Source organism: Kitasatospora sp. NPDC094016, from assembly GCF_040304045.1.
Classification (GTDB): Bacteria; Actinomycetota; Actinomycetes; order Streptomycetales; family Streptomycetaceae; genus Kitasatospora.
Window position 1 is genome coordinate 1 of record NZ_JBEOUK010000086.1, and the last position, 11,597, is coordinate 11,597.

Sequence of the window (11,597 nt, forward strand, 5' to 3'; positions counted from 1 at the left end):
GAGGCGGTGTCGGAGGCGGCGTACCGGGGGGTGTTGGAGGAGGCGGGTCTGCCGGGGGACTTCGCGGAGTTGTTCTCGGTGATCCTGGACGGTCGCAACGCTTCGTTGGGGGACGGGGTGCGGCGGGCGTTGGGGCGTGAGCCGCGGGACTTCGCCGACTTCGCCCGCGAGGCCGCCGCCTCGGGCGTGTGGAACGTGTGATCCGGCCCGCCGGTGGCGGCCCGAACAGGCCGCCGCCGCACGGGCGTCGGTCGTGTATCCGGACATAACAGTGGAGGTTTGGCCATGTCGGACGGCAAGCAGGTCTGGTCGAGCGAGCGGGGCGTGGGCGCGCTGCCCGGGCACATCCGGGGCTTCGGGCTGATGCACGTGGCGATGCGCCGGGACGCCGCGCGGCTGAGCGCGGCCGCCGCCCGGGGTTCGTCCGCGGGCGGCTGGGGTCCCGCGGCGGCCCTGGCGGACTGGTTCGGCCGGCTACGGGCCGTCATCGACTGGCACCACCACAGCGAGGACGAGATCCTCTGGCCCTTCCTGCGCGAGCGGCTGGCCGGCTTCGACGGCGGCGGCATCCTGGAGCAGGACCACGAAGCGCTCGACCGGACGATGCGCCGGGTCGCGGACGTGCTGTCCGCCCGCCGGATCGCCGAACTGCCCGAGGCCGCGGCGGGGTTCGAGAACCTGATCCGCGAGCACCTGGGGCACGAGGAGCCGGTGGTGTTCCCGGCGATCGCGGGCCTGCCGGTGGACGAGTACCTGCGGGTGGAGCGGCGGATCATCCAGAGCGCGCCGGGGCAGGTCATGACGTACCTGCAGCCGTGGATGTTCGACGGCGCGGACGCGGCGTCCGTGCGGGCCGTGTCGGCCACCATCCCGGGCCCGGTGCGGCTGATCGGGCGCACGGTGCTGGAGCGCCGGTACCGGCGCACCCTGAACCCGGTTCTGTGACCGCAGGCCCCTTCCGAACTCCCCCCGGCACTCTCCGGCGCTGCAAGTGCCCCGGCGCGTAGCGGGGTTCCGGTTGTCGCGATTCCGTTGCGGGTGGCATCGCACGGTGGGTGGTGTCGTTCGTTCCGCTGTTCGCCGGCGCCGCGCCCTGCGGGGCCGGGAGAGTGAAAAGGGGTCCTGTGATGCGTTCGGATCAGAGGTCGGCACCGGTGTCGTACGCCGTCCCGTCGGCCGTCGGCGGCGTGCGGCCGGGGAGTTCACCGCTCGGCGGAACCGCCGGGCAGAGCCGTGCCGCCGGGCCCGTCCTCGCGGGCGCCACCATCGCGATGGGCCTGATGGCGGGCCTGTTCTTCGCCTTCGACGTGTCGGTGATGCCCGGCCTCGCGGCCGGGGACGACCGGACGTACGTCACGGCGATGCAGCACATCAACTCGTCGATCGAGAACGGGATGTTCGGCCTGGTCTTCGTCGGGGCCTTCGCCGCCACCGGCGTGGCGGCCTGGCTCCAGCACAAGGCCGGCCGGCGCCGGGCGGCACTGTGGGCGGCCGGAGCGACGGTGCTGTACGTGGTGGCGCTGATGGTCACGATGGGCGTCAACATCCCGCTCAACAACGAGCTGGCGGCGGCCGGCGACCCGTCCCAGATCCACGACTTCGCGGGCGTGCGCGCCAAGTTCGAGGGCACCTGGGTCGCTGCCAACATGCTCCGCACACTGCTCTGCACGGCGGGCCTGGCGGCCCTGAGCCGCTCGCTGGTCCTGCACGGCCGGTTCAGCCGCCTGGGCCGCTGAGCGGCCCGGCCGCGCGCCATAGGGCTGCGCGGCCGCGGGGATGCCCGTCCGCCTCGTGCGGGCGGGCGTTCGTGCGTTCCGGGTGCGGCGCTCCTGCTGCTGCCGGGCTGGTGGAGGGGCGCCCGAGTGCGCCGGGGCGTGCGCCGGTGCGCCGGGCCAGTGCTGTCGGTCAAGTCGCCTGGGACGTCATGGACTTGGCGATCCGGGGGCTATGGGTGGAGCATGGGCGGGCCCGGTCGTTGCGGCGCGCTTGCGCCGCTGCCGGGCCGTACGGTGGTCGGCGTGTCCGGTGGGCTGGAGAGGGGGCGGGGTCTGTGGTGGCGGTGGTACGTCCGTACCTGATCCGGGGGAGAGCGGTTCCCCTGGCCAGATATCTGGCGGAGGAGGACATCGAGGGTCTGGTGGCGTGCTCGTGCATCGGGAACGAGGTCACGATCGACCTCGCGGACACCCGGATCCTGGTGACCCTGGCCGACGCGGCCGGGGCGGTGCGACTGAACTTCGACATGGTCCAGGACGGTCCGGCCAAGGCGCGTTCCTGGTCCCGGCGCCTGCCGGGCGACGCGGGGCCGGGCGAACTCGCGGCGCGGATAGCCGTGGACGTGCGGACGCTGGCCCGCGAACTGGCCCCGCTGCGGCGCAACCCCCCGCGCAGGCCGGGAGAGGGCGGGCGGTAGGCGCGGACGACAGGCCCCGGGCCCGGCACACCGTGCTGCCGGGCCCGGGGCCTTAGGCCCTGTCCGGTCGATCTTGGCGGATCAGCCCGCGGCGTTGGGCGCCCGGCTGGGCGTGCGCCCGGATCGTCCTCGTACTGGGCGTACTTGGGCGATTCGGGCGTGCGTCCAGGCGGGATGCCCGGCGTCGTGGGCCCGGCAAGATCGGCCGGACAGGGCCTAGCCGTGGTGGACGCGCGTCAGAGCGTCACCAGCCAGGACAGGCTGCCGGTCAGGTGCTCGCGCAGCGCCGGGTCGATCACCGCCGGGGTGGGGTCGGTGGCGACGGCCGTGAGCAGGTGCGGCCGGGAGCGGGGTCCGCCCGGGTGGAGGGCGGCGAGGTTGGGCGCGGTGCGCCCGCGCTGCCCGGTCAGCTCGCGCCCGTCCAGGAACCAGCGCAGCCGGGTGCCCGGGACGGGCAGGTCGACGGTGAGGCGGCTGGCGGCGGTGAGCCGGGTGTCGGTGGAGACGGGGCTCGTCAGCGGGGTCGCGTGGCGGTAGAAGCCGGCGATCATCGCCTCCCGTCCGGGCAGGTTGAACTCCCGCCCGAGCGAGCGCATGATCGAGTTGTCGGTCGGTCGGTAGAGCCCCGTCGGGTAGTAGCCGCCGCCCTCGTAGGCGCCGACCGTCCCGCCGTCGGGCGACGTCCGGCCGAGCCAGCGGGACCACTTGGTGCCCTGGGCGCGCATCCGGTCGGCGGTCAGCGTGCTGATGTTGGCCTCGGCCGGCTCCGCGCCCTGGTAGGTGCCCTGGCCGTCGTACGCGTACTCGTCGGCGAGCTTGCCCAGCGAGTGCCCGGTCTCGTGCACCGCGATCTGCCCGGACTTCGCGTTGCCGCCCGCCACGGTGGCGATGCCCTCGTAGCCGAGCGGGGACTTCACGTCGTTGTAGCCCGCGCCGCCGTACTTGGTGCTGTTGGCCACCACGATCACCAGGTCCGCCTGCGGGGCCTTGGCCGCGTAGCGCTCGACCGCCTTCTCGTCCACGCAGAGCAGCCGCTCCACCCCGTCGCACCAGAAGTACGAGCCCAGCGCGGTGTGCCGGACGGTCGTCTGGTCCGGATCCCCGGAGACGCCCGACTCGGGCGAAACGGCCGACACCGCCCAGACGTTGAACAGGTTGCGGTAGGTGGCGTACGGCTCGACGGCGGTGATCTCGCGCCACTTCTCGGCCGCGTCGCTGCGGAACTTCTCCTGTTCCTGCGCCGCGTAGCCGTCGCCGATGACCACCACGTCGAGCTTGGCGGCCGGATCGCCGTTGCGCACCAGCGCGGTGACGTCGCCGTCGTCCCGGAGCGGGGCCACGCCCTGGGCGCGGGAGCCGGCCGTGTACGGGGAGCCGCCGGGGACGAGGGCCCGGGAGATGCCACCGTCCTCGCCGAACACCTCGACGGGGTGCCGGCCGTCCGCCGGAGCGGCTATGGGGGCGTCGCCCGTCGTCGTCCCGGGCGGGGCTCCGGGTGCGGCGAGCGCGGGGGCGCCGCCGAGGAGGGCCGCGGCCAGGGCGGCGGTGAGGAGGGTCGCGGCGGTTCTGGTCCTGCGGCTCCTGGTACTGCTGGGCATGGGTGGTCTCCCCGGTGGTGGCGTGAACGGGAGGTGGCAGCCTATTTCCCATGTTGAGAACCTGACAACCTGTGAGCGGCATTCCGGATCCGCTTCGGGCCACTACTCCGCGGACATTCCGCTGACGACGGAGACCGCGAGCAGCCAGGCCAGGACGGCCAGGACCACGGTCACGGGCAGCGGCCAGTCCATCAGGAGGAGCATGGCGGCACCCACCAGCGTGGTGACCGCCACGGGTACGGACATCCCGGCCGGGATCCACCAGGAGCGCACGTTCGGCCCGAGCAGGCCGCCCGTGACCAGGGCCGTGCCCGCGCCGACCAGCAGCGCCAGCTTCATGATGGCCAGCCACAGGGTGTGCGGATTGCGGGCCCGGTGCCCCTGGTAGTCGACCTCGACCACCTGGCCCCTCCAGACCGTCAGGTTCACGACCGTGTCGGTCCGCACGTCGTCGTAGAACGCCTCCCCGACGTCGTAGGCGCCGGTCGGAGCCTTCTCGCGGGCCACGGTCAGGGTGTACGAGGTCGAGTCGCCGTCCCGCTGCACCGTCCTCTTCGTCACCCGCCCGCTCTCCCGCAGCGTGCAGTCCACCCCGGGCCCGATCGCCGGAGCGCCGCAGACCGGGGCGCCGCGGTACGCCCACCCCTCGTGGTACGCGTCGACGAACCGCGCGAACCCGAGGCCGACCGCGGACAGGCCGAGCAGCACGAGCAGGGCCTGCACCACGCCCCGCAGCCTCAGTGCGGTGACCCGCCCGCGCGGCCGGGCGTCCTGCGGGCCCGGCCGCTTGCCGAACAGCGTCATCGGACTCCCCCTTGGCTGGACGTCGGTCGCCATGCGGGCCGACGCCCCGGCACGCCGTGGGCGGCTCCGGGGGCGGCACGGACTTGGATGATGCCAGGCACGCGTGCGGGGCGGGAGGAACCTGACGCCGCTGTAACGGACTTGTGCCATGCCGGGGTGCGGACGGTACGCCGGTGCCCGGGTGTTTTCGGCCGTTCCGGGCGCCGGCGGACCACCTCGGCCGCCCCATCGGCGGTGCCCCGTCGCAGGAATTCGTGATCGACGGGCCAAGAGGCCTGACCAGGCCGGGACAGGCGCATTTTCCGCCGTCATATGCTCGCGGATCCGACCGCTCCCTAAAGTCACCGCAGACAGGGCGCCGGGCTGCTCTCCGAGTCGCCGCCCGGCGCCCCCACGCGCACCACCGACCCCGAGGACGGACAGCTGTGAACAACCGGACCAGGAACAGGATCGCGGGCAGCCTCGCGGCGTTCGCCACGGCCACGGCGCTGGGCCTCGCCGCGGCCCCGGCCGCACAGGCGCAGACCACCTCCCCGGACGCGCTGCAGAGCATCAACTGCAGCACCGGCACGTTCGGGAGCGACGGCACCCAGCAGTACTTCAACATCTCCTGCTCGGGCACCGGAACCACCAAGTGGTGGGTCAACGTGAGCTGTTCCGACAGCTCCACCCACACCGTGGGCCCGTACACCACCTTCCTGAACGTGCGCGTCTACTGCCCGCCGAACACCACCGCCCTGAGCGGCTGGGTGAGCTACACCCCCTGAACCCGGTGGCGCCGACGGCCCGGCACACCCTCCGTGGGTGTGCCGGGCCACGCGACGTGTCGGGCTCCTCCGTCCGGGCGGGTCCCCCGGTCCCGACCCGGACCCTGGCCCTGGCCCCGACCTCGCCCGGGCCTGGCCCCGACCTCGCCCGGGCCGGTTCCCGGTCACGCGTCCCAGGTGACCGGGAGGCTCTTCACCCCGTAGATGTCCGCGGTCTCCGGCCGCAGGCCGACCTCCTCCGCCGGTACGGCCAGGCGCAGCGTGGGGAAGCGTTTGACCAGCGCGGAGAGCGCGACGCTCAGCTCGACGCGGGCCAGCTGCTGCCCCAGGCACTGGTGGACGCCGTGGCCGAAGGCCAGGTGCCCGGCGTACTGCCGACGGAAGTCGAGCACGTGGGGATCGGCGAAGCGCTCGGGGTCGCGGTTGGCAGTGCTGTACGACAGGATGACCGTCGTGCCGGCCTTGATGCTCTGGCCGCCCAACTCGACGTCCTCCAGCGCCGTCCTCATGAACGACTTGGCGACGCTCAGGTACCGCAGCAGTTCCTCGACGGCCCGGCCGGTGAGCGTGGGGTCGGAGCGCAGGTCGGCCAACTGCGCCGGGTTCTGCAGCAGCGCGAAGGTGCCCAGCGCCAGCATGTTCGTGGTGGTGTCGAGCCCGGCCGCCAGCAGGATCAGGCTGACGCCCCTCAGCTCCTCATCGGTGAGGTCGCTGTCCATGAGATCGCTGAGCACGTCGTCGGTGGGGTTCGCGCGCTTGGCGGCCACCAGCTCCGCGAGGTACCGCTGGGTCGCGGTGTAGGCCGCGATCAGCTCCTCGTCGCTCGTCTCCCCGTTCATGAACGAGTCGATCTGCTCCTGGAAGGAGCCGCGGTCCTCGTACGGCACGCCCAGCAGCTCGCAGATCACGATGGCGGGGATGGGCTTGGCGAACGCGGTCACCAGGTCCGCCGACGGCCCGGCCGCCTCCATGGCGTCCAGGCACTCGGCGGTGATCTGCTCGATGCGCTCGGCGAGCAGTCGCATCCGCCGCACGGTGAACTTGCCCACCAGCGGCTTCCGGTAGCGCCCGTGCTGCGGGTCGTCCATGAGGAGGAACTCGCCGGGCGGCGCCGGAGGAATCTCGAAGTCGCCCACGTTGATGAGCTCCTTGCGCGAGCTGAACCGCGGGTCGGCCAGGACCGACCTGACCAGCTCGTACCCGGTGACCAGCCAACCGGCCGCCCCGCCGGGGTGGGTGTAGCGGCTGATCGGGCCGTGCCGTCGGGCGTCGGTCAGCTCGGCCGGCGGGTCGAAGGGGCAGCCGGGCGGGCGCGCCGTCGGCAGCGTGGTGACGGTGTGGACGGATTCACCCATGACCGTTCCTCATCTCGCGCAAATGCGTCTTCGGGACTATTCGAAAGCTACGTTGCATTCACCATGGTCGCAATGAGCGATAGGAGTTTTCCCAGTACAGCAGCGGTAAATTGATGCAATGACGCTGGAGTCGAATGCAATGCCGCATTGCAATGAATGAATGCGAAGGCAATACTGGCGGCATGCCAGGAGGACGACTGACCCAGCAGGACCGCCAGCGCATCGCGGCCGGACTCGCCGACGGGCTGTCCTACGCCGAGATCGCCAGGCGGCTCGACCGGCCGACGTCGACGATCAGCCGGGAGATCGGGCGCAACGGCGGCCCCAGCGGCTACCGGCCCGAACAGGCGCACCGGGCGACGGTCCAGCGCGCGCGGCGCGGCACCCCGGTGCCGCCGCCCGCGGACGGGCCCTCGGACAGCCCGACGGGAGAGGAGATCATCGAGATGGCGGTCAGGACGGGGCTGCCGAGGATGACGGCGCGCGTGCACGTCGACCTGCTGCTGTCCGAGGACGGCAGGCGCACCGCGGCCGAGCTGACCCGCAGGCTCAACGTCAGTGCGGCCTCCGTCTCCGTGGCCGTGAACTACCTGGTCCAGCACGGATACGTCCGGCGCGAACGCGACCCGCAGCGGCGTCGCGACATCTACGTGGTCGACGACGAGGCCTGGTACCACTCGATCATGATCGGCTCGCGGGAGACGCTCGGGACGGCGGGGATCGCGATGACGGCCGCGGCGGAGTTCGGGCCCGACAGCCCCGTGGGGCAGCGGCTGGCCAGGGGCGGGACGTTCCTGGAACGCGTCATCCGGGACATGATGGATTCCGCCGACCGCTGGCGTCACCTGTTGACGTGAGCTCGTGGCGTTGCATCAAGTCGCTTTCCCCGCAGGCCAGGTGACCGTCCGGGCCCGTGAGGGGATCGCCGGAGCGGCCGACTCGCCGCCGGGGTAGATTCCCGGGCATGACGACCACCGACCCGCTGAGCCCGGTCTCCCGTACGGCCCTGTCCGTCGCGCTGGTGCGCGCCTACGAGAGCTCCCGCCCCGAACCGCTCTTCACCGACCCCTACGCCGCCGCCTTCGTCACCGCCTCCGGCATGCCGATGCCCACCTCGGGACCGGCGAGCGGCCTCGCCAGAGGCCTGGTGGTCCACGGCATCCTGCGGACCCGCTTCTACGACGACCGCCTGCTCGCCGCCGGCGCGGACCAGGTCGTCCTGCTCGCGGCAGGCCTGGACGCCCGCGCCTACCGGCTCGACTGGCCGGTTGGCACCCACCTCTTCGAACTCGACCTCGCACCCGTCCTGACCTTCAAGCAGCAGGTCCTGGACGAACTCGGCGCCGACCCGGCCGGCGAACGCACCACGCTGCCCGGCGACCTGCTGGACCCGGACTGGCCGCGCCGCCTCGTCGGAGCCGGCCTCGACCCGGAGCGGCCCACCGCCTGGCTGGCCGAAGGGCTGCTGGTCTACCTCACCGCCGACCAGGCGGCCGGCCTGCTCACCGCCGTCGGCACCCTCTCCGCCCCGGGCAGCCGACTGCTGCTCGAAAAGGGCCGGGACGTGACCAGCACCCCGCAGGACCCGACCCTCGCCCACATCACCGACCTGTGGCAGGGCGGCCTCGGCCCCCAGACCCACGAGTGGCTCGACGCCCACGGCTGGAACACCCGGCTCACCCTGCTCGACGAGGTCGCCGCCGCGTACGGCCGCCCCTTCCCGCCCGGCTCGGGCCCGAGCACCACCGGCTTCATCGAAGCGGTGCGCACCGGCGGCAACGGCCCGGTCGGCCCCACCGGTTGAGGGCGGGCGCCCAAGCGGGGTAGGCGAGGGCGGCGGCGATGAGCGTGAGCGTGCGTGCCATTCCATGGGCCGGGGCTCCCTGTCCCTCGGCCTCCTCTGACCGGATCCGTCAGCTGCCGCCTCGTCCCCGCGCCCCTTCATCCCCTCGTCCCCGCGTCGGCCTCGACCCTCCGCCATGTCGGGGGAGAGCGGGGCGGGCCCGGGCGCTTGAGAGTCCTTCAAAGGCCAGGGCGCCGCATCATTCGCCGTCCTCCACGGCCGGCTCCATGGCGAAGCCCGTCAGAGGGACCTCGCCAGCACCCGTGAGAGTATCGACCGGTGCGCAGACTGACGGTACTGGGGACATGTGGGGCCTGGCCTGAGGCCGGCCGGGGCGCCAGCGGCTTCCTGCTGGAGTACGACGGGTTCCGCCTCGCGCTGGACCTCGGCTACGCAACCCTCCCGCGGCTGCTGGACCACTGCGCCGCCGAGGACCTGGACGCCGTCGTGATCACCCACGAACACCCCGACCACTGTGCCGACCTCAGCGCGCTCAGTCGCGCCCGCTACTTCGCGCAACAGCGGGGCCCCCGCCTCCCGCTGTACTGCACCCCCGGAGTGATCGGACGGGTCCAGGCCATGGAACCGACCGAAGACCTGCACGACGTCTTCGACGTCCACCCGCTCCCGGCGAGCCACCGGGTCGGGCCGCTCCGGCTCGACACCGAACTCCTCCCGCACCACGTCCCCCACGCCGGAATCCGGCTCAGCGCCCCGGGTCTGGTCCTGGCCTACAGCGGCGACGCGGGACCGGACCCTGCCCTCGCCCGACTGGCCGCGGCAGCAGACCTGTTCATCGCCGGAGCCACCCTCCAGAGCCGGCCGGCGGACGCCGATCCGCACCTGCTGAGCGCAGCCGAAGCGGGCACCTGGGCGGCCCGGGCCGGGGCCAGGCGGCTGCTCCTCACCCACTTCTGGCCCGGCAGCGACCGGGCGCTCTCGGTGGCCGACGCGCGGGCCGGGTTCCGTGGAGAGATCATCGCGGCCGACGAGGGAATGGCGCTCGCCCTGTAGGCCCGCTGACGGCCGATTCGCGGTGCTGGGGGGCTGGGGTGCTGCGGCGCTGCGCGCTCAACCGGTCGTGGTCCCGTGCGGGATGGCGAGGGTTGTGAGGAGGATGGCACCGGTGGTGCTCCAGCGGCCGTGGCAGGGACCGGGCAGGTGGGGGTGGTGGGCGGTGAAGGTGCGGTCGGGCTGGAGGCGCACGGTGATGCCGGCCAGGCCGGTCCATCGTCGGGTGATCGGGTAGCAGGCCTTGTAGGTGGCCTCCTTGGCGCTGAAGAGCAGTCGATCCCAGGGGACTTGGCCGTGAGGCAGCCGGTCGAGCCGGTGACGCTCGTCCTCGGAAGCGGTGAGAACGAGGACCCCGTCGGGGAGCGGCAGAGCAGGCTCGGCGTCGATGCCGAGTGAGATGACATCGGCCGCGTGCGCCGCAGCGCAAGCGGTGTAACCGTCGCAGTGAGTGATGCTTCCGACGGTCCCCGACGGCCACTCGGGTGCCCCGCCCGGCCCCGGGAGCAGCGGGACCGGAGGGTGGCCGAGCTGGGCGAGAGCACGGTGGGCGAGCGTACGGGCGGCGGTGAACTGCCGCTGCCTGCGGGGCGATCGGCCACTGATGTGGGCGCGCTCCGCAGGAAGGAGCGCGCCCTGCGGCGGCGGCCCGAAGGCCTCGGTGCAGTGGACGGTTGGCGGCAGGAGCCTGCCCAGCTCGGTGGTGAGGGAGGAGGTGGTCACCGCTGCGAAGCGAGTGTGAGCTGGTGGATCTGGCGGGCGAGTTGGTGAGGGGCTTCGAGCGGGAGGATGTGGCCGGCGTCGGAGAGGGTGTCGACGGTGGTGTTGGGGAGGTGGGTCTGGAGGGTGCGGATGTGGGTCTGGCCGACGGAGGTGTCGTGGGTGCCACGGAGGATCGTGGTGGGGGTGGTGACGTTCCGGAGGTGGGGGGTGTGGTCCATGGTGCTGGTGGAGGCGAAGGTGGTGAGACGGGTGTGGGGGTTGGTGTTGGCGAAGAGTCGGCGGTTGGTCTCCTGGGTGTGAGTAGGGGTGTTCGGGTGGAGGGTCTTCTTGAGGAGCTGGCGGCCGAGCCGGGGGTTCTTGAGGGCGCGCTGGAAGGCCTTCGTCTTCATGATGCGGAGCTCGCCCGGAGGGGTCTGCTGGTCGTCGGCGGCGCTCGCGGCGAGGAGGAGGCCGACGAGGCGCTGGGGCGCGGTCCGGGGGTCGTCGGCGTAGAGCTGGGTGGCGTAGGCGAGCGCGGCGTAACCGCCGCCTGAGTGGCCGGCGATGACGACGGGTCGGTGAGGGGCGAGGGCGTCGGCGACGGTGGCGAGGTCGTGCCCGAGCTGCTGGATGGTGAGGGCCTTGTCGCCAAGGGTGCTGGTGCCGTGGCCGCGCTGGTCGTAGGCGACGACGGTGTGGCCCTGGGCGGCGAGCAGCTGGGCGGTGGCGTGCCAGACGGTGTGGGTGGCGCCCCAGCCGTGGGCGAGGACGATCAGGGGCGTGCTGGTGGGGGTCGTGACGTCGCGCGGGTCGATGTGGGCGGGGTGGTGGATGGCGACGGTGAGGCGGGCGCCGTCGGGGGTGGTGGTGGTGAGGTCGGTGATGGCGACGTCAGTGGTGGTGGTCACGAGGTGCTCCTGTCTGTGTTTGTGTTTGTGGTGTTGTTGGTTTGTGTGAGTTGGTGGTTGAGGTTGGTGAGGGCGTTGTGGGTGGCTTTGGTGTGTTGGTTGGGGATGGTGTGTTTGGGGAGGAGGGTGGGCCAGCCGTGGGGGGTGGTGGTGAAGGTGATGGTGAGTTTGGTGTGTTGGTTGTCGTGGGTGGGGG

At 72.5% G+C, this 11,597-nt stretch carries 13 protein-coding genes and 1 pseudogene; 8 read left to right on the forward strand and 6 right to left on the reverse strand.

Annotated elements, in window-relative coordinates:
• The 4 genes and pseudogenes from ABT015_RS37425 to ABT015_RS37440 all read left to right on the forward strand — a co-directional run.
• Positions 1 to 201, forward strand: a pseudogene (locus ABT015_RS37425) (NmrA family transcriptional regulator); the annotation flags it as partial.
• Between the two features lie 84 nt (positions 202 to 285).
• On the forward strand, positions 286 to 945 hold the full coding sequence (locus ABT015_RS37430) for a hemerythrin domain-containing protein (protein WP_350887687.1): 660 nt from the start codon (positions 286 to 288) through the stop codon (positions 943 to 945).
• 182 nt (positions 946 to 1,127) lie between these two features.
• Entirely contained in the window at positions 1,128 to 1,736 is a 609-nt protein-coding gene (locus ABT015_RS37435) for an anthrone oxygenase family protein (RefSeq protein WP_350887689.1), read from the forward strand.
• Between the two features lie 317 nt (positions 1,737 to 2,053).
• A complete protein-coding gene (locus tag ABT015_RS37440; RefSeq protein WP_350887691.1) occupies positions 2,054 to 2,413 on the forward strand; it encodes a hypothetical protein in 360 nt (119 codons plus the stop codon).
• A gap of 236 nt (positions 2,414 to 2,649) precedes the next feature.
• Here the strand turns inward: ABT015_RS37440 and ABT015_RS37445 are convergent, their stop codons facing one another.
• Positions 2,650 to 4,011 (reverse strand): M64 family metallopeptidase, encoded by a 1,362-nt coding sequence (locus ABT015_RS37445; RefSeq protein WP_350887693.1) that lies wholly within the window; start codon positions 4,009 to 4,011, stop codon positions 2,650 to 2,652.
• A 102-nt stretch (positions 4,012 to 4,113) separates the two neighbouring features.
• Positions 4,114 to 4,815, reverse strand: coding sequence for a hypothetical protein (locus tag ABT015_RS37450; protein WP_350887696.1), 702 nt, complete (start codon positions 4,813 to 4,815; stop codon positions 4,114 to 4,116).
• 425 nt (positions 4,816 to 5,240) lie between these two features.
• Between ABT015_RS37450 and ABT015_RS37455 the strand changes: the two genes are divergently transcribed.
• Positions 5,241 to 5,582, forward strand: coding sequence for a hypothetical protein (locus ABT015_RS37455; protein WP_350887699.1), 342 nt, complete (start codon positions 5,241 to 5,243; stop codon positions 5,580 to 5,582).
• A 164-nt stretch (positions 5,583 to 5,746) separates the two neighbouring features.
• Here ABT015_RS37455 and ABT015_RS37460 read toward each other — a convergent pair whose 3' ends face one another.
• On the reverse strand, positions 5,747 to 6,937 hold the full coding sequence (locus ABT015_RS37460; protein ID WP_350887701.1) for a cytochrome P450: 1,191 nt from the start codon (positions 6,935 to 6,937) through the stop codon (positions 5,747 to 5,749).
• 182 nt (positions 6,938 to 7,119) lie between these two features.
• Here ABT015_RS37460 and ABT015_RS38090 point away from each other — a divergent pair, with 182 nt between their 5' ends.
• The 3 genes from ABT015_RS38090 (at position 7,120) to ABT015_RS37480 (ending at position 9,794) form a co-directional block, all read left to right on the forward strand.
• On the forward strand, positions 7,120 to 7,794 hold the full coding sequence (locus ABT015_RS38090; RefSeq protein ID WP_502897506.1) for a helix-turn-helix domain-containing protein: 675 nt from the start codon (positions 7,120 to 7,122) through the stop codon (positions 7,792 to 7,794).
• A gap of 107 nt (positions 7,795 to 7,901) precedes the next feature.
• Positions 7,902 to 8,741, forward strand: coding sequence for an SAM-dependent methyltransferase (locus ABT015_RS37475; RefSeq protein ID WP_350887705.1), 840 nt, complete (start codon positions 7,902 to 7,904; stop codon positions 8,739 to 8,741).
• Between the two features lie 318 nt (positions 8,742 to 9,059).
• On the forward strand, positions 9,060 to 9,794 hold the full coding sequence (locus ABT015_RS37480) for an MBL fold metallo-hydrolase (RefSeq protein WP_350887708.1): 735 nt from the start codon (positions 9,060 to 9,062) through the stop codon (positions 9,792 to 9,794).
• Between the two features lie 57 nt (positions 9,795 to 9,851).
• Here ABT015_RS37480 and ABT015_RS37485 read toward each other — a convergent pair whose 3' ends face one another.
• The 3 genes from ABT015_RS37485 to ABT015_RS37495 all read right to left on the reverse strand — a co-directional run.
• Positions 9,852 to 10,514, reverse strand: a complete 663-nt coding sequence (locus ABT015_RS37485) for a 4'-phosphopantetheinyl transferase family protein (RefSeq protein WP_350887711.1) — start codon at positions 10,512 to 10,514, stop codon at positions 9,852 to 9,854.
• Positions 10,511 to 11,401 (reverse strand): alpha/beta fold hydrolase, encoded by an 891-nt coding sequence (locus ABT015_RS37490; protein WP_350887714.1) that lies wholly within the window; start codon positions 11,399 to 11,401, stop codon positions 10,511 to 10,513. Before ABT015_RS37490 ends, ABT015_RS37485 begins: the two co-directional genes overlap by 4 nt.
• Positions 11,398 to 11,597 (reverse strand): hypothetical protein (locus tag ABT015_RS37495; protein WP_350887717.1); only part of this gene is annotated, 200 nt, incomplete at its 5' end. The genes ABT015_RS37495 and ABT015_RS37490, both read right to left, overlap by 4 nt.